We start from the raw sequence: 22,476 nt of genomic DNA on the forward strand, positions 1-22,476 counted from the left end.
GACCGTGTCCGTGGGATGAGATGCGCACTCCGGCCCGTGGACGACGTGCGGGAGGGCCGGTGGACGGGGTACGGGAGGGGGCCGGTCAGCCCAGACGCACCGGCAGGTCGTGCAGGTCGTTCTGGGTGACGATCGGCTTGTTCCGCAGCTCGGAGGCGGGCACGGCGAGTTCCAGTCCCGGGAACCGCTCGTACAGCGCGGGCAGGGCCACCCCCGCCTCCAGCCGGGACAGCGCCGCGCCCGGACAGATGTGCGGGCCGTGACCGAACGCGATGTGGCGGTTGGGGGAGCGGGTGACGTCGAAGTCACCGGCGCTCGGCCCGTGCTGCGCCTCGTCGCGGCCGAGCGCGCCGAAGGAGACGATCAGCGCCTCGCCCTTGGGCAGCACCTTGTCGCCCACCTGGACGTCCTCGGTGGCGAACCGGATCAGGAGGTGCGAGGTGGGCGTGTTCCAGCGCAGGGTCTCCTCGATCACGTTCTCCCACGGCACCTCGCCGTCCAGCACCCGCCTGCGCTGCTCGGGGTGGGTCTGGAGCGCGACGACCGCGTTCACGATCAGGCTGATCGTGGTCTCGTGACCGGCCGCGATGATCAGCTGGAGGGTGTTGACGATCTCCTCGTCGGTGAGGTGGTCGCCGTCCTCGGAGGCCGCGATCAGGGCGCTGGTGAGGTCGTCGCCCGGGTTCTCCCGCTTGCCCTCGACGATCTTCGTGAAGAGCGTGCCGAGGTCCGCCATCATCTGCGGGACCTCCTCCGGCGGCGTCTGCGTCGAGAAGAACTTCTCGAAGAGCTCCTTCAGCCGGGGGTGGTCGCCGCTGTCCACGCCCATCAGCTCGCTGATGACGTTCATCGGCAGCGGGTAGGCGAACTCCGCCTTCAGATCGACCGGTTCGCCCTTCGGCAGCGCGGCCAGCCGGTCCAGGCTCGCCGCCGTCAGCGCCTCGATGCCGGCGCGCAGCCGCTCCACCCGCTTCACGGTCAGGGCGTGCGCGACCAGGGTGCGCAGCCGACGGTGGTCCGCGCCGTCGACCGTGAGCATGGAGCGGCCCGGGTTGGCGAGGCCGATCAGCGGCCAGTCGAGCGGGATCTCGCCGCGCTGCCAGGCGCCCCAGACGTTGATGTCCTTCACGATCCGGCTGTCGGTGAGCAGCTGCCGCGCCTCGGCGTGGTGGGTGACCGCGTAGCAGTGCACCCCGCCCGGCAGCTCCACCTCGGCGAGCGGACCGGCGGCCCGCAGCCGGGCGCTCTCGCCGTCGAGGTCGGCGACGAAGGGGTCGAGGGCGATCCGGGTCATCTCTGGCCTCCGATGGCGGGGGTGGGTGTGAAGATCACCGGCAGATCGGTCAGGCCCCGCAGCCACGGGGACGGCCGCCGGGTGAGCCGCTCGGCCGGGACGGCGAGGTCGATGTCCGGGAGCCGGTCGAGCAGCACCTCGATGCCGGTACGGGCGATGACCTCGGCGGTCTCCTGGGCCGGGAACGGGCAGCGGTGCTCGCCGTGGCCGAAGGAGAGGAAGGCGTTGTTGCCGCCGGTCAGCGCGGAGCCGTCGGTGCGGACCTGCGGGTCGGCGTTGGCGGCGGCGATGCCGAGGAGCAGCAGGTCGCCCGCCTGGATGTGGCGTCCGCCGAGGTGGGTGTCGCGCGAGGCCCAGCGGCCCGCGACGTTCTGGGTCGGGGTGTCCTCCCACAGGACCTCGTTCATGGCCTCGGCGACGCTGTGCCGGCCGCCCGACAGGGAGGCGGCGAACCGGTCGTCGGTGAGCATGAGCCGCAGCGAGTTGCCGATCCAGTCGGCGGTCGGCTGGTGGCCCGCGGCCATCATGACCATGAGGTCCTGGGCGACCTCCTCGTCGGTGAAGCCGCCGCGGTCGGCGAGCATCCGCGAAGCGACGTCGTCGCCGGGCGCGGTGTGCTTGTCGGCCAGCAGCTGGAACATGGACGAGGCGAGGTGCTGCTGCCCGGCCAGTGCCCGCTCCCGGCCGTCGATCATGTCGTTGATCGAGCCGACGAGCGCGGCGCCGACGGTGTCGCTGAAGCCGTAGATCTTCGCCAGGACGAGGGCGGGGAGCAGCATCGCGTACTCGGCGATGATCTCGGTGCCGCCGGTGGAGCAGAACCGGTCGATGAGGTCGTCGGCGAACTCCTCCGCGTACCGCTTGAGGGAGAAGGGGTCGACGGACTCCAGCGCGTTGCTGATCATCGCGGCGCGTTCGGTGTGCCGGGGGCCGACGGTGTACAGGATCGACGGCTGCTTGTGGCCGATCATCGGCAGCAGCGGCCAGTCGGCCGGGATGCGGTCCCACTGGTTCCACAGCTCGGAGTCGCGGCTGAACAGCACCGGGTCGGCGGTGACCTGGTGCAGTTCGCGGTAGCCGAGCACCAGCCAGGCGGGGACGTCGCCGTCGAGGACGACGGGCGCCACCGCGCCGTGGTCGCGGCGCATCTCCCGGTACAGCCGGGCCGGTTCGGTCTGGAACCGGGGGCCGGAGAGCGGGACGCGGCCCTGGGACACGGGGCAGCCGGAGGCCGGGGGCTGGGTCACGGGGTGGGCTCCGGGGTCATTGCCGGGGTGATCTCCGGACGCGGGGCGGGGTCGGGGGTGCCGGACCGGTCGGCGGTCCTCTTCTGCGAGAGGGTGCGGAGGTGCTCGACCAGGGTGATCAGCACGTACTTGCTGGAGGAGCGGTCCCGGGCGTCGCACTCCACCAGGGGTACGTCGTCCGGCAGGTCGAGCGCCTCGCGTATCTGCTGTTCGGTGTGGAGCGGGCCGCCGAAGTCGTTGCACGCCACGATGAACGGCGTGCCGTGGTGCTCCAGGCGGTCGATGGCGTACCAGGAGTCGGCGAGCCGACGGGTGTCGACGAGCACGACGGCGCCGAGGGTGCCGGAGAACAGCCGGTCCCACAGGAACCAGAAGCGCTCCTGGCCGGGTGCGCCGAAGAGGTACAGCACCGAGCGGGCGTCGAGCGAGATCCGGCCGAAGTCGAAGGCGACGGTCGTGGACGTCTTCGACTGCACGCCGTCGAGGTGGTCGACGGCCTCGCCCGCCCGGGTCATGGTCTCTTCCGTGTTCAGCGGGCGGATCTCGCTGACGGAGCGGACCATGGTGGTCTTGCCGACCCCGAAGCCGCCGACGACGACGATCTTCAGTCCGTTGTCGGCCGTCGCCTGCAGGGCGGCACGGTCAGAGGTTGCGGAGTCCAACGAGCACCTGTTCCAGGATGTCGGGGTCGGGGAGCCGGTCCGCGACACGGGCGGTACGGGGGTGGCGGGCGCTGATGCGGCCGGTGTCCAGCAGATCGGACAGCATGATCCGGACGATGCCGACGGGCAGGCCGAGGCCCGCCGCGATCTCCACGACCGCGGTGGGCAGTTGGCACATCCGCAGGATCGTGGCGTGCTCCGACTGCATGCCGGGGGTCGGCTCGCACTCGGAGACCACCAGTGTCACCAGGTCGAACGCGTCCGAGTCGGACCGGCTGCGGCCCCCGGTGAGGGTGTACAGCCGGTCCGGGTCGTCGTCCCGGCCGGGCCGGGGGCGGGGGCGGGTGGTCATACGGCCGCGGTCGCGTCGGTGGCGGGTGACGCGGCAGCCTGCGGCGAGGGGGTGCGCGGCGGGGCGCTGAGGTGTTCGCCGAGCTGCTCGACGAGTTCGCTCATGTTGTGGCCGATGAGGCCGACGTCGGAGTCCTCGGAGGCGACGACCGCGAGGTGGGCGCCGTCGCCCGCCTCGACGATGAACAGCACGCCGCCGTAGAACTCGGCCATCGCGGACCGTACGCCGCCGGTGCCGTCACCGAACTCGACGGACGCGCCGTGCGACAGGCTCTGGATTCCGGCGGAGATCGCGGCCAGCTGGTCGGCCTGGTCGACGGAGAGCTCGGGGGTGCGGCACAGTTTGAGGCCGTCCCTGGACAGGACGAGGGCGTGACGGGTGCCGGGGGTGCGCTCCAGCAGCCCTTCCAGCAGCCAGTTGAGCTTCTCGTCGGTCGTCGCGGTCATCGGGTGTTGCCTTCTTCCGGGTGCGGGGAATTGGCCCGAACAGCCTGGCGGAAGCTGCTGAAGCGGGCGGCCTGTTCCTTGGGGTCGGAGGTACGGGGGCGGGGGGTCCTCGCCCCGTCCGCGTTGGCGTTGGCACGGGCCTCGGCGGCGGCGAGGGTACGGCCGCGGCGGCGCTTGGGCAGCCCGCTCTCGCCGAACCGGGGGAGGCTGCGGGTGGTCTCGGAGGCGGGGGTGTCCTCGGAGGCGTCGGCGCCGGTGCTCGCGGGGGTGCTCGCGTCGGCGTTCACGGGGGTGTCCGTGGGGACGGGCGTGGTGGCCGTGGCTGTGGGGGCAGCCGGGGCCGGTGCGGCGTCGGGCGTGGGCATGGGTGCGGGCTCGCGCGTGTGCGCGGGCTCCGGTTCGGGCCGGGAGGCCGGCACCGGGGGCTGCGCGGGGGCGCGGGTGAGGAGCTCCTGCGGAAGCATCATCAGGGCGCCCGTGCCACCACGCGCGGACGGGCGGAACGACACGGTCAGCCCGTGCTTGCGGGCCAGCCGGCCGACGACGGCGAGGCCGAGCCGGGTGCCGGACAGGCCCGTCAGGTCCCGGACGTCGGCGGACACCGCGCGTTCGGCACGGCGCAGCTGCACCTCGCTCATGACCAGGCCGCTGTCCTCGACGGTCAGCACGATGCCGGCCGGGACCTCCTCGACGTACACGTGGACCTCGGCCGTGGGCGGCGAGAAGTTGGCGGCGTTGTCGAGGAGTTCGGCGAGCGCGTGCATGACGCCCTCCGCCGCGTGACCGGCGACGGCGACGTCGCTGGTCGAGTGGAGCCGCACGCGCTGGTAGCCGCTGATGCGGCCCATCGCGCCGCGCAGGATCGACTCCATCACGATCGGCTTCGCCCAGCGCCGCCCGGAGCGGGCACCGGTCAGTACGGCGATGGAGTCGGCGAGCCGGCCCGCCTGGGCGGTGCGGTGGTCCAGGTGGAGCAGATCGCCCAGGACCTCCTCGGCGGCGTGCCGGTGCTCCATCTCGCGCAGGTCGGCGAGCATGCTGGTGGCCAGGGCCTGCATCCGGCCCGCGGCGTTGGCGCAGGCGGCGAGGGCGGCGGAGCGCTCGGTCTCGCTGCGGGTCGCGCGGGCGGTGAGCCGTTCGATCTCGGCGGTGAACCGCTCGGTGTCGGCGGCGGACTGCGCGGCGGAACGGGCGCTCTCGGCCTCCGCGGCCGCCCTGATCCGGGCGGTCTCGGCCGCGGCGGCGGACTTGATCCGGGCGGTCTCGGCGGTGAACCGCTGGCCCTCGGCCGCGGAGGCGGACACGAGACGGCTGATCTCACCGGTGAACCGCTGGTTCTCCGAGGCGATACGGGCACGCAGGCGGTTCGCGGTGCCGCGGGCGTGGACGGCGGTGGCCACGGCGGCGGACAGCAGCACGGCGGCGGCGCCCGCACCCCAGGCCAGAGTGGTCCGCACCGAGTCGGGGGCAGCGACGACCGCCCACACGCACAGGGCGCCGGTGACGGCCAGCGATATCAGCAGGGCCGCTGCGGTCGGCCGGGATGAGGGGCTCAATGGGAGTCCTTGGGGGACGGACGGGTGCGGACGGGGGCGGTCGGGTGCGGACGGACAGACGGGCGGACAGACGGACGGGCGGGACGATCGATTTCGATCGGGTTCAATCGGGCGAACCGCTCGAATCCGTTTGGTTTCGGACGGCTCGTTACAGCAGGAGCAAAAGCGACAACTGGAGCTGATAATTCCAAGATAACTCGGGGTCACTATATGAGAATTGGTGCTCTCTTTGGGAAGCGCTTGTGGTGTTTTCTGTTGCGTATGTGACTGCACGTCCGAAGCGCGCCCGGGGTGCGTCCGAGGCGGCCCCGAAGCGCGTACGAGGTGGGTCCGAAGCGCGTCCGAAGCGCGTACGGCACCGCGGCGTATTCGCGGGAAACGCGCGGTTCCGGGCCGCCGGACGGCCCGCTCGGCGGCATCCTGGGTTTTATGGCCGCACACCGGAATCCGACGGAACGCCCCGCGCTCGAACGGGCCCTGCGCGCCGAGGTCCGCGGCGAGGTCGAATTCGACGCCACCGCACGGGCGTTGACGACGATGGACGCCTCCAACTACCGCCGCGTACCGCTCGGCACCGTCGCCCCGCGCGACGCCGACGACGTGTCCGCCGCCCTCGCCGTCTGCCGCGCGCACGGGGTCCCCGTGGTGCCGCGCGGCGGAGGCACCTCCATCGCGGGCCAGGCCACCGGCACCGGCGTCGTCCTCGATCTCACCCGCCACCTGGACCGGATCGTCGCGCTGGACGCCCCGTCCCGTACCGCGGTCGTCCAGCCCGGCGTGATCCTGGACGACCTGCGCGCCGCCGCCGCCCCGCACGGCCTCACCTTCGGGCCCGACCCCTCCACGCACGGCCGCTGCACCCTCGGCGGCATGATCGGCAACAACTCCTGCGGCGCGCACTCGGTCGCCTGGGGCACCACGGCCGACAACGTGCGCACCCTGACCGTGGCCCGCTACGGCGGCGACACCCTGCGCCTGGGCCCGGCCGCGACGACCGGCCTCCCCGAAGCGCTGCGTGAACTCCCGGGGTTCGCCGGAGCGAACCTGGCCCTTCTGCGCACCGGCTTTCCCGACCTCCCGCGCCGCATCTCCGGATACGCCCTGGACGCGCTCCTGCCCGAACGCGGCACCGACCTCGCCCGCGCCTTCTGCGGCAGCGAGGGAACGCTCGGCGTGGTGACGGAGGCGACCGTACGCCTGGTCGAGGCGCCGGCGGCCCGAGCCCTGGCCGTACTCGGCTACGCCGACGAGTCCGCGGCGGCCGAGGCCGCACCCGGCCTGCTCCCGCACCACCCGCTCACCGTCGAGGGCATGGCCGCCGACCTCGTCCGCGAACCGGCCGGGCTGCCGCGCGGCGGGGCCTGGCTCTTCGTCGAGACGGGCGGCGCCACCCCGGCCGAGGCCCGCGCGCACGCCGAACGCGTCCTGCGCGCCGCCGACGCCCTGGACGGCACCGTCGTCACCGACCCGGCCGGACAGCGCGCCCTGTGGCGCATCCGCGAGGACGCGGCCGGCACCGCGACCCGCATGCCGGACGGCACCGAGGCATGGCCCGGCTGGGAGGACTGCGCCGTACCGCCCGCCCGCCTCGGCCCCTACCTCCGCGAGTTCCGCGCCCTGCTCGCCGAGCACGGACTGCGCGGCACCCCGTACGGGCACTTCGGCGACGGCTGCATCCACGTCCGCATCGACTTCGACCTGCTGAGCCCCGAGGGCGTGGCCCGCTTCCGCCGCTTCTCCGAGGACCTCGCCGACCTGGTCGTCGCCCACGGCGGATCGCTGAGCGGCGAACACGGCGACGGCCAGGCCCGCGCCGAACTGCTGCCCCGCATGTACGGGGACGAACTGGTCGCCCTCTTCTCCCGTTACAAGGACATCTGGGACCCGGACGGCGGCATGAACCCCGGCGTCCTCGCCCGCCCCGCCCGCCTCGACGAGAACCTCCGCTTCGAGGTGCTGCCGAAGCGCCCCGTGGACGTCGCGTTCGGCTACCCGCACGACGGCGGCGACTTCTCCGCGGCGGTGCGCCGGTGCGTGGGCGTCGCCAAGTGCCGTACGACACGGCCGACGGGCGCGGACGTGATGTGCCCGTCGTACCGGGCGACCGGCGAGGAGGCCCACTCCACCCGGGGCCGGGCCCGGCTGCTGCACGAGATGCTGGCGGGCGAGGTGATCACGGACGGCTGGCGGTCGCACGAGGTGCGCGAGGCCCTCGACCTCTGCCTGTCCTGCAAGGGCTGCCGCGGCGACTGCCCGGTGGGCGTCGACATGGCCACGTACAAGGCGGAGTTCCTGCACCACCACTACCGGGGGCGGCTGCGCCCGGCCGCGCACTACTCGATGGGCGGGCTGCCGACGTGGCTGCGCCTGGCCGCCCCGTTCGCCCCCGCCCTGAACGCCCTGGCCCGTCTCCGCCCCCTGGCGGCCCTGGCCAAACGGCTGGCCGGGATCACCCCCGAGCGCACGATCCCGTCGCTGCCGCACGAGACGTTCACCCGGTGGCTCGGGCGGCACCGGGGCGGGGGAACGGTGATCCTCTCCAACGACCGGGTGGTCACCGTCTGGCCCGACACCTTCACCAACCACCTCTCGCCCGAGGTGGGCCGGGCGGCGGTCCGGGTCCTGGAGGCGGCGGGCCGCAGCACCATGCTCCCCGGCCGGGGACTGTGCTGCGGCCTCACCTACGTGTCGACGGGCCGGCTCGACAGGGCCCGCAAGGTCATGCGCCACACCCTGGACCGGATGGGCCCCTCGCTGGGCGACCCGCTGGTCGTCCTCGAACCGAGCTGTGCCGCCACTCTCCGCACCGACCTGCCCGAACTCCTCCCCGACGACCCGCGCGCCGCCCGACTCGCCGCTTCCGTGAGGACCTTGGCCCAGTACCTGGAGGAGTACGCCCCGCACTGGCAGCCACCCCGCCTGGACCGCCCGGTCACCGGCCAGACGCACTGCCACCAGCACGCGGTCCTGGGCGACGCGGCGGAACGCCGACTGCGTGAACGGGCCGGGCTGACCGGCGGGTTGAGCGGCGGCTGCTGCGGCCTGGCCGGGAACTTCGGCTTCGAACGCGGCCACTGGGACGTGTCGGTGGCCTGCGCGGAGGAGACCCTGCTGCCATCGGTGCGAGCGGCGGAACCGGGCACGGCCTTCCTCGCGGACGGCTTCTCCTGCCGCACGCAGCTGGACCAGCTGGGCGGCGTACGGGCACGGCACTTGGCGGAACTGCTGGCGGACGGACTGCCGCCGGAACCGAGCGCTTCCTGCGACTGAGGAGCGGGCTTCGAGATCCGAGCCCCGAGCCCCGAGCCCCGAGCTTCGAGATCCGATCTTCGAGCTTCGGGAGGGTCCCGTTCACTCTTTAGTGGGTACGGAGAGGGCCCCGGGCCCGGGACTTGAGCTTCGGGCTTCGGGCCCCGGGTTTCGAGTGTCGAGATTCGAGCGATGTTGTTCAACTGGTCGGTAAAAGAGTTGGGTTGGTAAAACCTCCCCGCCCTCCCGAACCCGTAACGGCCAGCAAGTATGACTAATTATGACCGACTTGCGACGCGGAGTCGCGGCTGCTTACGGTGCCCCACGTAACGACCCCGGACGCGGTGTTGGACGCACCGGCCGGGGCCTGACCCCAAGATCGCCAATCAAAGGAAACGATCCCGTGGCTGTTGTGAACCTTAGCCGTGCCCCGCACGCGCCCGCATCCCCGCGCCCCCGCTCGCGCGCCCACCCGAACGCCAGGCCGGGTTACGGAAAGCGATCCGTTCCGGAACAACGTCCGTCCCACGCCGACGACTTCACGCTGCTGCCCGAGCGTGAGCGGCACATCGCGGGTTTCATCGACCTGCTGCCCGAGGGCGGGGCGATGGACATCAAGTCCCTGGCCAGGACTCTGCCGCTGTACGGCCAGATGGCCGTCGGCAGCGCGCTGCGGGCCCTGGGCGTGGCCGGTCACCTGCGCAAGGTCCGGTGCGAGAAGGTCGACGACCACGGCCGGGTCCGCTGGGTCACCCACACCTACTGGTCGAGGACCGCCCACGACAACGAGTGGTGGAACACCTACCTGGCCACCGAGGAACACCGCCCCGCGCCCGGCCCGGCCACCCGGCCCGAGCCCGCCCCCGTACCGGCGCAGCCGCCTGCCGCGTCGGTACCGCAACAACGCACCGCAGAACCGCAGCCGGGCCCGGTGCCGAGCCACCCCGAGAAGAACCCCTCACCCGCCTACCTCGCCCTGGCCGGCCTCGGCCGCACCGACCCCCGCCTGGCCCTCTCGTCGACGGACTGCGCGGCACTGGAACAACTTGCGGCCGAGTGGTTCGCACGCGGCGTGGACACCGACTACCTCACGCACGCCCTGACGGCCGGTCTCCCCGAGTCCGTCGCTTCCCCCTTCGGCCTCGTCCGCCGCCGCCTCCACGACAAACTCCCGCCCCGCCTGCCCGCCCCGGCAACCCCCGTACGCCGTCTGCTGATGGTCGAGTGCACCGAATGCGGCACCCCCGGCCGCCCCGAAGCCTTCCGCGACGGCCTGTGCGCCCCCTGCCGTCACCCCGCCCCGAACCCGGCGGCCTGCCCGCTGCCGCGTTCGTGCCGGGGGAGGTGCTGGACCCTTTCAGGGTCTGTCGGTCCGGGTGAGGAAGTCGCTGATGACCTTCAGCCATTGCTGAGGCTGCTCGGCGAACGGCAGGTGCCCGGTGGGGACTTCGGCGATCTCGGCGGTGGGGATGGCGGCGGCCAGCTCGCGCTGCAGGGTCGGGGAGACGAGCGGGTCCGCGGTGGTGACGACGACGAGGGCCGGCGCCGTGATGCGCGCGAGGTCGCCGCGGACGTCGATCCTGCGCACCAGGTCCACCTGCTCGGGGGTGCCGACGGGCAGAGCGGTTGCGAGCTGCTCGACGGCGGCCCGGACCTGGGCGGGGGTGAGGGCGTTCAGGGCTGTTTCGCCGAGGGCCATCAGATTCAGGTAGGCGGCGAGCACGGTGTGCTGACCGGCCTCGAAGAGCTGCTGCCAGATGGAGGCGGCCAGCTCGGTGCGGGTGTCGGCGTGCGCGAACGTCGCGCTCAGCACGAGCGAGCTGACGCGCTCCGGGTACCGCGAGGCGAGGCGGATCGCGACCGGGCCGCCGAGTGAGTACCCGCTGACCGCGAAGGTGTCGAGCCCTTCGGCGTCGGCCGCCGCGACGAGCCGGTCCACCAGGTCGTCGACCTCCAGGCGGTCCGGTGCCGCCGGGGTGGCACCGGAGCCGGGGTAGTCGACCCCGACGACGGTGTGCCGCGCGGCGAGCCCTTCCAGGATCGGTCCGTAGTTGTCCTCGATGCTGCCGCCCGCACCGTGGGCGAGCAGGAGGCCGGGGCCGCTGCCTCGGACGGTACGGGCGAAGGCGGCCGGGGGCGTCGTCGTCATCAGGAGTTCCTTTCGGAGCGCTGTGTGCCGCACCAGCAGCTGTAGCGATCGCTAAAGCTGGATGCGGGAGCGACCGTACCAGAGCTTCTTTAGCGATCGCTATAGTCGAGCGGTAGGCTGTGGTCATGAGCAGCGCGAACAACCCGTCCGAGGCCACCAAGAAGGGGGCCAGGTCGACCCGCCGCGCGTTCGACCGCGATCAGGCCCTGGCCGCCGCCCTGCGGGAGTTCTGGACGCACGGGTACGACACGACGTCCATCGCCTCGTTGACCGAGGCGATGGGGATCAGGCCGCCGAGCCTGTACGCCGCTTTCGGCGACAAGCGGCAGCTGTTCGAGGAGGCCGTCGAGCTCTACGAGCGCACCCACGGCACTGTGCCGTCGCACGGACCGGACGGCCGCTCGGCCATCGCCGCGATGTTGCGGCACCTTGCCGCGGACTACACCGACCCGAGCCATCCGCCCGGCTGCCTCGTCATCAGCGCGGCGACCAACTGCGGCCCCGGCTCGCAGGACGTCAAGGCCAAGCTGCGCGCCATGCGCGAGAAGGCCAAGGCCGCGATTGCCTCCAGCATCCGCGGCGACATCGACGCGGGGCGCCTCCCCGCCGCCACGGACGCCGACGGGCTGGCCGCCTTCTACGCGGCGGTCGTCCAGGGGATGAACCAGCAGGCATGTGACGGGGCGGACCGGGAAACACTGCAGCGCATTGCCGACGCCGCGATGGCGGCGTGGCCGGCGTCACCGTCCCCGGTCGCCACCGGTGCGAGCGACTGAAGAGCCGACCGGGCCAACCGTGACGCTCCGCGGGTGCTGGGGCAACTCCTGCCGTGTGCCGCTGACGTACGCCGAACCGTGCCGGCACAGCTGCTCCTGCCGGCCCGGCACCACCGGCTCCGGCTTCGACTCCGGCCCCGGCGCCACCGACCCCGGCGCCACCGGCCCCGGATCCGGTCATGACCGATCCGGCGCGAAGACCCTGCCTCACAACACCTGGTAGGGCCTGTCCGGCCGATCGTGCCGGAGCCGGATCTGCCGCGAGTGCCTGTGCTGCCGGGGTCACTCATTGTCATGCACCACAAGTATCTTGCGGTGCATGGCAATGGCTGACTACCTTGTACCGCATGACAAAGGGGCTGCCTGCCATCGGTGACCAGCGTCGCAGCCAGCTGCTGCGCGGCGTGCTCGACCTGTGCCTGCTGTCGCTGATCGCCGAACGGCCGCGCTACGGCTTCGAGTTCGTGGCGGCACTCGCCGACAACGGGCTCGATCTCGTGAGCGAAGGAAGCATCTATCCGCTGCTCGCCAGACTGGAGCGGGACGGGGTCATCTCCTCGTACCGTGCCCCGTCGGCCAGCGGTGGCGCTCCACGCAAGTACTACCGCCTGACCGAAGCGGGACGTGCCGAACTGGCGAGCGGCCAGGCCGTGTGGCACGCCTTCAGCGGGCAGGTGGGGCGGATCCTGACCACCACCGAACCTACGGGGGGAAGCGAATCGTGACGAACCAGCACACCATGACGGACCAGCAGGTACTCGCGGTCTGCCGCAGCAACTGGGAGTACCGGGGCATCGACGACGGATCCGTCCGGGAAATGCTCGACGAGCTCTCCGCCCACCTGGAGGACGCGGCAGCCGCAGGCCGCACGCCCCAGGACGTCGTGGGCGACGACGTCAAGAAGTTCGCCGCGTCCTGGGCGCGGGCCCGCTCCCCGTTCGCCCACCGGCTGCTGCGCGCGGCGGCCAGGAGCTGTGCCGTGATCGGCGGGCTGATCCTGGCCATGTGTCTGGTCCGGTGGACCACCGAACGGGCCGTGGGCGTCGACGATGTCGCCTTCTGGGCCGTCGTCGCGACGGTCACGGTCCTCTGGGAGCTGCGGCGCGGCAGCCTGGGCCTCGGCAGGAACCTGGCGGTCGCCGTCGTCGTCGCCCTGGCCGTGGTGCTGCTCTCCCGGTGGCTGGGCGGCGACGTGGTGCTGTTCACCTTGCCGCTGTGGGTGGCCCCGGTGCTGTTCCTTCCCGAGCTGCCGTACGCCGTCGCCGATGCGCGGAGCAGGAAGAACACCGCCCCCGGCGTCGCCTAGGAGCATGGGTCGGCAACGAGCAAGCCGTCGAGGGTTGGTGGTCGGATCCCTGGCGGTGTCGACCAGTTCGGCCGCGAATCGGGCCGGATGCCCCTCGGGCAGTCACTCATCCAGTGACGGTGGCAGCATGCATCAGCATCTGATCGGGGACGAACGCCCGGAAGGTCTTCTTCACCGTCGGCGCGGCTCCGGCTTCACCACCGCCGCCGGATCCACCTCGAACAGGCCATCCCCACCAGACATACCAGGGTTCTCCCATGTGGAAGACCACGAACAGGAGGCGGCGCCGGGCTCAATCGTCTGATCGACTGCCAAGATCCGCGGACAGCGCCGCGTAGATGTACTCGCTGCCCCAGCGATCCCCGTCGAGGTCGTTCTCGACCAGGTGCGCCTCCCGGCGCATCCCGAGGCGCTCACAGACCCGCACAGACCCGGTGTTCTCCACATCCAGCCGTGCGTAGAGCCGGTGCACGCCCAGCGTGTCGAAGGCGAACCCGGCCAGCGCCGCGGCTGCCTCGGTCGCGTAGCCGTGCCCCTGGTGACCTGGGTCGAGAGTCCAGCCGATCTCGGCCTGGGCGGCGCGGGCATCGGCCAGGGCGAGGCTCACCTCGCCAAGGACGCCGGGCTCATCGCGTCGGCAGACAGCGAGCGCCAGCTTGTCCCCGTCGGCGCGCCAGGCCGTCTGCACCGCACGCTCGGCGGCAACCTGCTCGCTGCGCTCACGCGTGTGCGCCGGCCGGTACAAGTAGCGCGCCACGCTCGGCAGGCTCTGGTAGGCGTACAGGTCGTCGGCGTCGCCGGGAGTGAACAGGCGCAGCGACAACCGGGCCGTGGTCAACGGCAGCAGCGAGGCGACGTCCATGCGGACCTCCGGGACGCGGATGTGGATCGAGTGGCGGGCTGATTTTCGCATCACGCCTGCCCGGCAGCCACGCCTTTTCAAGAGCAGCGCTCCGCAGCCGCACTTCACCACGAGGCGCGGCATTCCAGGAGTTGTCTACTGACCCACGCTCCTGGGCGGGGAACCCGTGCGCCTTCCTTCAACGAGGCGGCCCCCGCCGGGAGGCGAGGGCCGGCCGCTCGGGGGCACTCGGGCAGTGGGTCACCCGTGGTGCTTGGCGAGCTCCACGAGGCCGGTGAACCCTTCACGCGTCAGGGTCAGGTGCGGGCCGTTCGGGTTCTTGCTGTCACGGATCAGGAACTCACCGGTCGTACGCGCGTGGCCGGGCGCCCACTCGATGCACTGGCCCTCACCGCCGCTGTAGGTGCTCTTGACCCACTGCACGGGCTGAGGGTCGGGAGTGCTGCTCATTTGGCGTGATCCTCCATGATCTTGCGAATCAGGGTCAGTGACTCTTCCTCGGACAGCGCCGCCATGCGAAGCCGGTCGAACATGCTGACGGCTGCCGTCACCACGCTAGAGGTGTCGTCCACCTGACCACCATGGGTGGGAGTCTCGGCGTAGACCGCGTGGGGTGCGCCATTCAGCGAAAGCAGCGTAAACGGCAAGTGGCTGGGCGCGGCACCCGCTTTGTAGGGCAGCACTTGAACCGTGACGTGGGGCGATGTCATCTGCGCGATCAGGTGCTCAAGCTGCCCGATCATGACGGACCGGCCGCCGACACATGCGCGCAGGACAGCTTCATGGATCACGACCCACAGGAGCGGTGGTTCGTCACGCTCTATGACAGCCTGCCGCCTGATGCGCAGCTCGACGCGCCGTTCGATTTGGTCCGCTGTCTCGCGCGGGAAGGCGGCACGGATGACGGCCGTCGCGTACTCCGTGGTCTGCAACAGACCCATGAGGAACGTGCACGAGTAGTCCGTGATCCCGCTCGCGGACTACTCAAGGGTGATGTACGGCACGAACCATTCAGGGTGCCCCTGCTTGCTCAGCTTGGCCCGGAGGCGGACGTACACCCCCGGCGTGCCGGCCACGCGGTCCATGGCATCCGCGAAGGCTTCCGACGCGAGCACGGTGCCGTTCTCGACCTTGCTGACCTGCGCCTGCCGGTAGTGCAGCTTGTCCGCGAACTGTTCTTGCGACAGTTCCAGGGCTTCACGCAGCGCCTTGGTTTCCTCGCCGAAGTACACGGCACCGTTCGCGGGCTCCCGTGCCTGGTCAGCCCCTTCGCTCACCTGTTCAACTCCCTGGTATTCCGCTTGCGTTGGAATGGCTCCAGATCTATCGAGCGTACGTGGTCCGCAGCCATGGTGTGAGCAGGCAGTCACGCAGGGCAGCGAGAACGGAAGGTCGATGGCGTACGGAGTGACAGGCATGGCGACGACAGACAGCAAGCGGCGGACAACAGGGGCGGGGATCGGGGACGCCGAGCGGGCGCGCGACGAACTGCGCGACGCGCTCAGGGCGACGGGGGTGAAACTGCCGTCCCTGTCCCTCGACGCCGTCTCCTGCGCAGGGTCCGCCCCGGGAGTGCTGATCGACCTGGGGCGCTGCAACGTGGCGACGGCCCGCGCGCTCACCGCCGCTCTCCAGGCCGACAGGGGTGTACGGCGGCAGGGAGCGCGGGCGTGACCCGGCGGGTGTTCCGCTACGTTCCGTTCTCCGTCGAGCAGGACGTCATGGCGGAGCCGGAGTACGAGATCCGTTGTGTGTCCGGCGACGAAACCGAGTGCGGCGCGGAGTCCGGTACGCACGGCGATCCCGGGCCGGTGGAGGAGTGGCAGCGCAAGCATGCGCAGGAGACGGGACACCGGCGCTACCGCCGGAGCTTCGGCGACTACGCGGTGCTGCGACCGCCGACGGAACCGGCCGGGCTCGCGGGGACGTACGGAGGCACGCCGTGATGTTCGCTCCTGCCGCCGGGCAACCGTGGCGCGACGCGTGGCCGCTGGTCGCACAGACCGATGACTGCAACACATGGGTGACCGGGGGCTGTTGGCTGTACTGCCGACGCGAGGGCGTGCGTGTGCTGTGGGTCGGTTCCGTGAACACTCCCGGCGCGACGGGCGACGTGTACGCGTGTGGCCCGTGCCTGGTGGAACTCGACCGCATAGTGCGGGCCCAGGCGCACGGGCGGGACGGGGCCGGTGGGCGTGCCGCGCGGTCCGCGAGGCTCGCCCTGCCCGCGCACGCACCTTCGTCGCGCGCACTGCCCGCGGCCGAGTCCGGGACGATGGTGTGCGAGCACCGGCAGACCGAGAGCCGCGCCGGCAAGACCTTCTGCCGGGCCTGCGAGCGACAGCTCTACCTGTGAAGAGTTCGCCCGGCGCGAGACCGAGGGAACGGACGAGATCCTCGTCCAGGGCGATCGTGAGGCCGACCCCGGACACCTGGTGCAGCCACGAGGTATGAAGCCGCACGGGGCGTCCGTGACCGTGGCCCGGTTCGCGTTCGACGAGAACGACACCACCCTCGGTGTGTACGTCACGGAGCTCCTGGGCGCAGGTGCTGTCGTGCTCCTCGGAACTGTGATCGTGGGCACCTGCGGCTGAACCTCCCGCATTCAAGTCAACTCTCCTGTGCAGGAAGCATGGTTGGCGCCTCTTTCGTGCAAGGTCCCAGATGCTTCCGCGGTGTCACCTGCCCAAGCGAGGACCGGGCTCCGCCTGAGTACAGGTACTCGGATGCCACGGTGGCCAATACGGATGGGGCATGTGATGCAGAGGCGTTACGGTGCGTCTCGATCGTCACAGCGTTGCGGTCACGCGTGCACATTTGCTTGGCGGCGCACGACAGGAAACGGGGAGGCCACGCATGGCGTGGGAGGAGTGGGAGCAGCTCAAGGCCGCAGCGGCCGAGCGGCAAGGGGCGCAGATGCAGCTCAACCAGCTGCTGCCGGCCGACCGGGGAAGCACCGGTTCAGGTGGCGGCGGTGGTTCCGGCAGGATGCGATCGGACAAGGCTGCATGGTCCAAGGCGGGGAGCGGCGTCGGTGACCTGCGGAACAACGTCGGCAAGGCGCTGACGAAACTGGAGGGTGGCCAGACGGGACTTGGCAAGGATTCCGGGTGCCTGACCGCAGTGGCACAGAAAAGTGTGTACGACTCCTGGGAACGCCGGGTGAGGGACATCAAGGAGCTGTGTGACGGGCTCGCCGATGTGCTGGAGAAGACGGGTAACGACCAGCTGAGGACCGATGACTCCATCGAGGCCGAAATCGCCAAGCTGAGGGTCCACTCCGAGAACTCGGCCACCGCTGACAGCGGCTCCGGCAAGGGCCGGTGATCCGGGGCATGGACTACGCGACGCTCAAGGCCATCAAGCCGTCCGAATACGCGGAGGCAGCGGACGGGTATGGCGCGGTGAGCGACATGGCCGACGCGGCCAGGGAGCGCATCGACAAACAGATCACCAAGGTCATACAGGCGGCCAACGAGGGCGAGGCCGCGGACGCGGCGCGGAAGCAGCTGAAGAAGCTCTCGGACAACTTCCACTACACCCAGGTCGAGTGCGGCATGATCAGTGGGGCACTCAACGGTTTCTCGTCCGAAATCGCCGCCCCCAGAGGCCGCCTGATGGAGGCTCTGGAGGACGCGGCAACCCAGGGGTACACCGTCGACGCGAACGGCGACGTCACGTATCCCGCCGGCGGTAAGAACGAGCTGACCGGGGCCGAGAATCCCGGCGGCACGGCCGTGGGGAACAACGGAATGCTGGGCCCCGGCAACAGAGGCCTGTACGCCCCTGACGGCAACGGGATGTACACACCGGGCGCGGGGGCCGGGAGAATCGATCTTCGTCACGGGAATCCGCACTACGCGAAGGCCCAGGAAATCGCTGACCGAATCGCCCACGCGGTACGGGAGGCGACGCAGGTCGACGAACGCTACAGCGATGCGCTGGAGAAGCTCAAGGCCGCGCCGGGGCTGACCGTGAACTTGAAGACCTGGGCGGACGTTGCATCCGATACCGACGCCGTCGGCTCGGCCGTCAGCGGCTACATCCCGCTGGACAAGTCACCGGCCGACCGCAAGGAGTGGTGGGACGGTCTCAGCGACGAGGAGCGCCACGAGCTCAAGAGGGACTTTCCGGAGATCATCGGGAACCTGGACGGGATTCCGGCAGTGGATCGGGACGAGGCCAACCGGGAGAACATCCAACTCCTCATCGCACAGTTGGAGGGACGCCCTGATGAATTGGCCCAAGACAGGCTCGACGGGTTGAAAGGTATTCAGAGAAAGCTCAACTCGGGAGTTCAACCGCCGATGTTTCTGCTGGGAGTCGGCCTCGAAGGAAACGGGAGAGCGATCGTCGCCTTCGGGAACCCCGACACTTCGAAGAACGTCTCGGCTTATGTGCCCGGCTTGAATACTTCACTCGATGGCGATTTCGCGGACGGCACAGTGAAACGGGCTTTCCATACTGCCAAGGGTGCCCAGTTTATTGATCCCTCCTCGTCTGCAATTGTCTGGCTCGGCTACGACGCCCCGCAATCGATTGACGTGATGACTGTGGACGACGCCGAGCGTGGCGCCCCTGCTTACAATAGTTTCCTCAGTGGCATTTCGGCCACCAATGAGCATGCCGACCCTCACGTCACTGCGATTGGTCATTCCTATGGATCCCGGCTCGTGGGTGCCGCCACGCAGGAAGCGGGAGGTATCCCTGGAGCCGATGACATCATTCTCGTCGGCAGCCCTGGCGTCGGCGTCGACAAGGCGGAGGACCTGGGCGTGGGCAAGGAGCACGTCTGGGTGGGAGCGGCTGAGAACGATGTCGTCACCAAGCTCCCTTCGAAGAAGGAAGCCATAGCAGGGGGCGTGGGGCTCGCCGGGGCAGGACCATCAGGTGCGTACCTCTTGGGAGAGGTCGCAGACCGGGGTGACGATGACATCTGGTTCGGAAAGGATCCGGCAAGCAAAGCTTTCGGCGCCAACAGGTTCCAGACCCTACCTGGACCGGAGCTGATTCAACCCGCTTTCCCGGACATGCTGAATTCGAAGGTCGATCTTGAGGCCCATAGCAATTATTTCACGCCGGAGGACGGGAAGGATCGGGTATCCGCGAAGAACATCGCTGCCATTGTTGCAGGGCAACCTGAATACGTCAAAAGGGAGACGCCGCGATGATGAAAAGGTTTGCCCTGGTCGCGATACTGGTACTTCTTACCGGGTGCGGCGTGACGGGTGTAGATTTCTCGGGTAGAAAAAGCAGGCCGAAGATGAACATGCAAGAAGCCGCTGACCGTGCGGACGCGATTCTGGACGATACGTTTGCTGCTATAAAGCCTCCCGTTCAGTGGACGCATACATACTCCATGCCAGGTGATTGCTACACGGATCGCGAGCGTTCCGTAATGACGATTATCTCGGCCGAACGGCGTGGCAGCTTTCTGGGTTTGGTGGAACGCCACTGGAAGAGCAAGGGGTACAAGCTTGTCGCGGTGAGTCCAAATGGGTTGTCGGCCCATTTCAGGACCCAGGACGGCTTTCAAATCGAAATTCTTATCGGGTACAAGGGGCAGGCCCATCTCGGCATCACCACCCCGTGCGCGGAGAAGTCCGAGGTCGCTCCGCCGACGAGTAAGCCGAACGGCCCGGACTACTCGAAGCAGAAGCTGCCGACGCCGAACGTGCGGTCGACATTCTGGTCGAGCGACGAGCCCCTCCCGAAGTGACGCAGGCGTCCGACAGGTCCACCCACCACCTCGCCCCGCTGAATCCTCAGCCGTCGGCGGTGCCCCGGCGCACGATTTCGTGGGCGAGGGCGGCGAGTGCCGGGAGGGCCGGGTGGCCGGGGGCGTCGCGGTGGGCGAGGAGGACGGGGACGGGCGGGGCGTCGACGAGGGGGCGGTAGGCGACGCCGGGGTGCGGGTGCATGGAGGCGGTGGACGCGGCGGAGACCCCGACGCCGCGGCCCGCCGCGATGGCGGCCAGCCAGTCGTCGGTGTTGGCGACGGTGAGGGTCGCGGCGGGTCTGGCGTGCGGCGGCCACAGGTCCACGGTGGTGGTGCCGGACACGGTGTTGAGGACGACGGTGCCGTCCGCCAGGTCGGCGAGGCGGAGCGTGGCGCGGGCGGCGAGCGGGCCGTCCGCGGCGACCGCCGCCACCCGGCCCTCGTCGAACAGCACCTCGGTGACGAGCCCGGGAGCCTCCACGGGCCCCCGCAACAGCGCGGCGTCGACCTCGCCGCGGGTCAGCCCGGCGGTGCGGTCGTCGATCCGCAGCAGTTCGAGCGGGGTCTGCGGGTACCGCTCCTGCCAGCGGCGGAGCAACGGTGTGGTGTACGGGCCGAACGCCGACCAGGCGTGCCCGAGCCGCAGCGGCCAACGGCCCGGACCGCCGGGGGCGAGCGCCTCGTCGAACGCGGCGACCGCGACGGCGGCCTTGTCCCGGAAGGCGATGCCCTCGGGGGTGAGGGCGAGGTGGTGGGTGGACCGGTCGACGAGCCGGATGCCGAGGTGCTGTTCCAGGGCGGCGAGCGTACGGGAGACCGCGGGCTGGGTGAGGCGGAGCCGGGCGGCGGCCCGGGTGACGTTGCCCTCGTCGGCGACGGCGAGGAAGGCGCGCAGATGGCGGATCTCGATGCTCCGGGCGGAGTCGCGGCCCGGCCGGCCTCCGCCGCGGTCGTCGTCACCATGTCCCGGGCTCATGCGCGGGGAGCATAACGGGAGCCCAGCAGGCATTTCACGTGCCACGCGGAGACACCTACCGTAAGAGGGGCATACACGACGGGAGCGCGGCGCGTCCGGATCGAACGGCGCACGGGACCGCACTTCCGGATCCGGGAGGAACACCGCAGGTGAACGAACGACGCAGTGCGGCAGGCGCGGCCACGGAGCGGGCCGCGGCCGTCGCCGTACCCGAGGCGGCCCCCGCCCTGAACGGGGCGTCGGCGTCCGGCCCGGGTGGGGTGTCAGCCCCCGCACTGGAGGGGGCGTCGGCGTCCGGCCCGGGGAGGGTGGTGGCGTCCGGCCCGGACGGGGCGGCTCCCGCCCCGGACAGCACGGCGACCCCCGCGCGGGCCCGCGGTCGGGCGGCGGCGCTCGGCCCGGTCGCGCTGGTCGTCGCGGGCGGGCTCTCCGTCCAGTTCGGCGCCGCCGTCGCGGTCCTGCTGATGCCCCGGGCCGGGGCGCTCGGCGTCGTCACCCTCCGCCTGGCCGCGGCCGCACTCGTGATGCTGGTCGTCTGCCGCCCGAAGGTGCGCGGCCACTCGCGGGCCGACTGGGGCACGGTCCTCGCCTTCGGGGTGGCCATGGGCGGCATGAACACGCTCTTCTACCAGGCCGCCGACCGCATCCCGCTGGGCGCGGCGGTCACCCTGGAGGTGCTGGGCCCGCTCGTCCTGTCGGTGGTGGCCTCCCGCCGCCTGGTCAACGTGGTGTGGGCGGGCCTCGCGCTGGGCGGCGTCGTGCTGCTGAGCGGGGGCGGCTTCGACCGCCTCGACCCGGTCGGCGCCGCCTGCGCGCTCGGCGCGGGCGCCATGTGGGCGACGTACATAGTCTTCAGCGCCCGCACCGGCCGCCGCTTCCCCCAGGCGGACGGTCTGGCCCTGGCCCTGGTCGTCGCCGCGCTCCTCTCGCTGCCCCTGGGGGTGATGGAGGCGGGCTCGAAGCTGCTGGTCCCGTCCACGCTGGGGCTGGGCGCGCTGGTGGCACTGCTCAGCTCGGTGCTCCCGTACACCCTCGAACTCATGGCGCTGCGCCGCCTGCCCGCCTCCACCTTCGCGATCCTGATGAGCCTGGAACCGGCGATCGCGGCCACGGCCGGCTTCCTGATCCTCGACCAGGCCCTGTCGACCACCGACGCGCTGGCGATCGCCCTCGTCATCGGGGCGAGCATGGGCGCGGTACGCAGCCAGACGCGGCGCGTGAAGGCCCGCGAGCACGCCTGACGTACGGGCCCGGGGGAGGGGAGCCGACCGCGGCGGGTTCCGCGGTGCTCACCGGCCCTTGCCGACCGGCCGCACGCACGGGACCATGGCGGGCCGTACGCGTACGGGCATACGGCATTCGGCCGTCGGACACCACGGCGACCAAAGCCGAGCTGGCACCACATCGGGGGGAGCCCATGGCCGTCGTCGCCGCCGCTGTCTATTTCGTTCTCGCCGTGGGCGCGGCCGTGATGTTCGGAAGGAGCCTGGACCGCCAGCTCCAGGGGCCCCGGCTCCGGGCCGTCTGGGCCGAGGGGCTCACCGCCGAGGCCCGCTGCACCGCCGTGCGCGCCGAGGAGGCCCAGGACGCCGAGGGCGGCTTCGTCGTGCACAAGTACCCCACCCTGGAGTTCCGCACGGGTGACGGGCGCACCGTCGTCTTCGAGGACCGTCAGTCGCGCCTCGATCCGGCCGTGGGCGACTTCGTGACCGTCCACTACGGCGCCGCGGACCCGGAGGACGTGACCAGCCGGACCCCGTCCTTCGGCGTGCTTCATGCCAGGGCCGTGGTCACCGGGGTGGGCAGCGTCTTCGCTCTGATCACGGCGATCGTCCTCGCCGTGGTCCCCTGACCACCCGCCGAAACCTCGGCCGCGTCCGCC

25 protein-coding genes and 1 pseudogene are annotated in these 22,476 nt (G+C 70.9%); 14 read left to right on the forward strand and 12 right to left on the reverse strand.

Annotated features, from left to right (window positions below; genetic code table 11):
• Positions 1-85 precede the first annotated feature (85 nt).
• Genes ACWCXX_RS02965 through ACWCXX_RS02990 form a run of 6 tightly spaced genes read right to left on the reverse strand, consistent with a single transcriptional unit; the run spans position 86 to position 5,557 of the window.
• Entirely contained in the window at positions 86-1,294 is a 1,209-nt protein-coding gene (locus ACWCXX_RS02965; RefSeq protein WP_451123679.1) for a cytochrome P450 family protein, read from the reverse strand.
• Positions 1,291-2,541 (reverse strand): cytochrome P450, encoded by a 1,251-nt coding sequence (locus ACWCXX_RS02970; protein ID WP_451123681.1) that lies wholly within the window; start codon positions 2,539-2,541, stop codon positions 1,291-1,293. The genes ACWCXX_RS02965 and ACWCXX_RS02970 overlap by 4 nt, the downstream gene beginning before the upstream one ends.
• The gene (locus tag ACWCXX_RS02975) at positions 2,538-3,203 is read right to left on the reverse strand and encodes a GTP-binding protein (protein ID WP_451123683.1); all 666 of its coding nucleotides are present in this window, start codon (positions 3,201-3,203) and stop codon (positions 2,538-2,540) included. The genes ACWCXX_RS02970 and ACWCXX_RS02975 overlap by 4 nt, the downstream gene beginning before the upstream one ends.
• Complete coding sequence (locus tag ACWCXX_RS02980) at positions 3,184-3,555, reverse strand: DUF742 domain-containing protein (protein WP_451123685.1); 372 nt, start codon at positions 3,553-3,555, stop codon at positions 3,184-3,186. Before ACWCXX_RS02980 ends, ACWCXX_RS02975 begins: the two co-directional genes overlap by 20 nt.
• The gene (locus tag ACWCXX_RS02985; protein ID WP_451123687.1) at positions 3,552-4,001 is read right to left on the reverse strand and encodes a roadblock/LC7 domain-containing protein; all 450 of its coding nucleotides are present in this window, start codon (positions 3,999-4,001) and stop codon (positions 3,552-3,554) included. Before ACWCXX_RS02985 ends, ACWCXX_RS02980 begins: the two co-directional genes overlap by 4 nt.
• On the reverse strand, positions 3,998-5,557 hold the full coding sequence (locus ACWCXX_RS02990) for a sensor histidine kinase (protein ID WP_451123689.1): 1,560 nt from the start codon (positions 5,555-5,557) through the stop codon (positions 3,998-4,000). The genes ACWCXX_RS02985 and ACWCXX_RS02990 overlap by 4 nt, the downstream gene beginning before the upstream one ends.
• 429 nt (positions 5,558-5,986) lie before the next feature.
• Between ACWCXX_RS02990 and ACWCXX_RS02995 the strand changes: the two genes are divergently transcribed.
• Both ACWCXX_RS02995 and ACWCXX_RS03000 read left to right on the forward strand, forming a co-directional pair.
• The gene (locus ACWCXX_RS02995; RefSeq protein WP_451123691.1) at positions 5,987-8,827 is read left to right on the forward strand and encodes an FAD-binding and (Fe-S)-binding domain-containing protein; all 2,841 of its coding nucleotides are present in this window, start codon (positions 5,987-5,989) and stop codon (positions 8,825-8,827) included.
• 382 nt (positions 8,828-9,209) lie between these two features.
• Positions 9,210-10,121: pseudogene (locus tag ACWCXX_RS03000) on the forward strand (MarR family transcriptional regulator); the annotation flags it as partial.
• A 42-nt stretch (positions 10,122-10,163) separates the two neighbouring features.
• On the opposite strand, the gene ACWCXX_RS03005 reads toward ACWCXX_RS03000, so the two are convergent.
• Positions 10,164-10,955: an alpha/beta fold hydrolase gene (locus ACWCXX_RS03005; protein ID WP_451123693.1), complete on the reverse strand. Its 792-nt coding sequence runs from the start codon at positions 10,953-10,955 to the stop codon at positions 10,164-10,166.
• Positions 10,956-11,080: 125 nt separating this feature from the next.
• Here ACWCXX_RS03005 and ACWCXX_RS03010 point away from each other — a divergent pair, with 125 nt between their 5' ends.
• The 3 genes from ACWCXX_RS03010 (at position 11,081) to ACWCXX_RS03020 (ending at position 13,037) form a co-directional block, all read left to right on the forward strand.
• Entirely contained in the window at positions 11,081-11,731 is a 651-nt protein-coding gene (locus tag ACWCXX_RS03010) for a TetR/AcrR family transcriptional regulator (protein WP_451123695.1), read from the forward strand.
• Positions 11,732-12,078: 347 nt separating this feature from the next.
• Positions 12,079-12,456: a PadR family transcriptional regulator gene (locus tag ACWCXX_RS03015; RefSeq protein WP_451123696.1), complete on the forward strand. Its 378-nt coding sequence runs from the start codon at positions 12,079-12,081 to the stop codon at positions 12,454-12,456.
• Positions 12,453-13,037 carry a hypothetical protein gene (locus tag ACWCXX_RS03020; protein ID WP_451123698.1) on the forward strand — a complete coding sequence of 195 codons (585 nt, stop codon included), beginning with the start codon at positions 12,453-12,455 and terminating at the stop codon, positions 13,035-13,037. The genes ACWCXX_RS03015 and ACWCXX_RS03020 overlap by 4 nt, the downstream gene beginning before the upstream one ends.
• A gap of 292 nt (positions 13,038-13,329) precedes the next feature.
• Here the strand turns inward: ACWCXX_RS03020 and ACWCXX_RS03025 are convergent, their stop codons facing one another.
• From ACWCXX_RS03025 to ACWCXX_RS03040, 4 genes are all read right to left on the reverse strand, one after another.
• Positions 13,330-13,899 carry a GNAT family N-acetyltransferase gene (locus ACWCXX_RS03025; RefSeq protein ID WP_451123700.1) on the reverse strand — a complete coding sequence of 190 codons (570 nt, stop codon included), beginning with the start codon at positions 13,897-13,899 and terminating at the stop codon, positions 13,330-13,332.
• A gap of 240 nt (positions 13,900-14,139) precedes the next feature.
• Positions 14,140-14,349, reverse strand: coding sequence for a DUF397 domain-containing protein (locus ACWCXX_RS03030; RefSeq protein WP_451123702.1), 210 nt, complete (start codon positions 14,347-14,349; stop codon positions 14,140-14,142).
• The gene (locus tag ACWCXX_RS03035; protein WP_451123704.1) at positions 14,346-14,840 is read right to left on the reverse strand and encodes a DUF5753 domain-containing protein; all 495 of its coding nucleotides are present in this window, start codon (positions 14,838-14,840) and stop codon (positions 14,346-14,348) included. Before ACWCXX_RS03035 ends, ACWCXX_RS03030 begins: the two co-directional genes overlap by 4 nt.
• A gap of 39 nt (positions 14,841-14,879) precedes the next feature.
• Positions 14,880-15,176, reverse strand: a complete 297-nt coding sequence (locus ACWCXX_RS03040) for a helix-turn-helix domain-containing protein (RefSeq protein ID WP_451123706.1) — start codon at positions 15,174-15,176, stop codon at positions 14,880-14,882.
• Between the two features lie 139 nt (positions 15,177-15,315).
• Between ACWCXX_RS03040 and ACWCXX_RS03045 the strand changes: the two genes are divergently transcribed.
• The 7 genes from ACWCXX_RS03045 to ACWCXX_RS03075 all read left to right on the forward strand — a co-directional run bounded on the left by ACWCXX_RS03045 (position 15,316) and on the right by ACWCXX_RS03075 (position 19,618).
• The gene (locus ACWCXX_RS03045) at positions 15,316-15,573 is read left to right on the forward strand and encodes a hypothetical protein (protein WP_451123708.1); all 258 of its coding nucleotides are present in this window, start codon (positions 15,316-15,318) and stop codon (positions 15,571-15,573) included.
• Positions 15,570-15,845 carry a DUF7848 domain-containing protein gene (locus tag ACWCXX_RS03050; RefSeq protein ID WP_451123709.1) on the forward strand — a complete coding sequence of 92 codons (276 nt, stop codon included), beginning with the start codon at positions 15,570-15,572 and terminating at the stop codon, positions 15,843-15,845. Before ACWCXX_RS03045 ends, ACWCXX_RS03050 begins: the two co-directional genes overlap by 4 nt.
• Positions 15,845-16,255, forward strand: a complete 411-nt coding sequence (locus ACWCXX_RS03055) for a hypothetical protein (protein WP_451124338.1) — start codon at positions 15,845-15,847, stop codon at positions 16,253-16,255. The genes ACWCXX_RS03050 and ACWCXX_RS03055 overlap by 1 nt, the downstream gene beginning before the upstream one ends.
• Positions 16,256-16,349: 94 nt before the next feature.
• Positions 16,350-16,493 (forward strand): hypothetical protein, encoded by a 144-nt coding sequence (locus ACWCXX_RS03060; RefSeq protein WP_451123711.1) that lies wholly within the window; start codon positions 16,350-16,352, stop codon positions 16,491-16,493.
• A 262-nt stretch (positions 16,494-16,755) separates the two neighbouring features.
• Entirely contained in the window at positions 16,756-17,226 is a 471-nt protein-coding gene (locus ACWCXX_RS03065) for a hypothetical protein (protein ID WP_451123713.1), read from the forward strand.
• 8 nt (positions 17,227-17,234) lie between these two features.
• The gene (locus tag ACWCXX_RS03070; protein WP_451123715.1) at positions 17,235-19,070 is read left to right on the forward strand and encodes an alpha/beta hydrolase; all 1,836 of its coding nucleotides are present in this window, start codon (positions 17,235-17,237) and stop codon (positions 19,068-19,070) included.
• A 92-nt stretch (positions 19,071-19,162) separates the two neighbouring features.
• Complete coding sequence (locus tag ACWCXX_RS03075; protein WP_451123717.1) at positions 19,163-19,618, forward strand: hypothetical protein; 456 nt, start codon at positions 19,163-19,165, stop codon at positions 19,616-19,618.
• A 46-nt stretch (positions 19,619-19,664) separates the two neighbouring features.
• On the opposite strand, the gene ACWCXX_RS03080 is transcribed toward ACWCXX_RS03075, so the two are convergent.
• The gene (locus ACWCXX_RS03080; RefSeq protein WP_451124340.1) at positions 19,665-20,627 is read right to left on the reverse strand and encodes a LysR family transcriptional regulator; all 963 of its coding nucleotides are present in this window, start codon (positions 20,625-20,627) and stop codon (positions 19,665-19,667) included.
• 116 nt (positions 20,628-20,743) lie between these two features.
• Between ACWCXX_RS03080 and ACWCXX_RS03085 the strand changes: the two genes are divergently transcribed.
• The gene (locus ACWCXX_RS03085) at positions 20,744-21,835 is read left to right on the forward strand and encodes an EamA family transporter (RefSeq protein WP_451123719.1); all 1,092 of its coding nucleotides are present in this window, start codon (positions 20,744-20,746) and stop codon (positions 21,833-21,835) included.
• A gap of 176 nt (positions 21,836-22,011) precedes the next feature.
• Positions 22,012-22,446: a DUF3592 domain-containing protein gene (locus ACWCXX_RS03090; RefSeq protein WP_451123721.1), complete on the forward strand. Its 435-nt coding sequence runs from the start codon at positions 22,012-22,014 to the stop codon at positions 22,444-22,446.
• The last annotated feature ends 30 nt before the right edge of the window (positions 22,447-22,476 follow it).

The sequence above is a fragment of the Streptomyces sp. NPDC001732 genome (genome assembly GCF_053596315.1).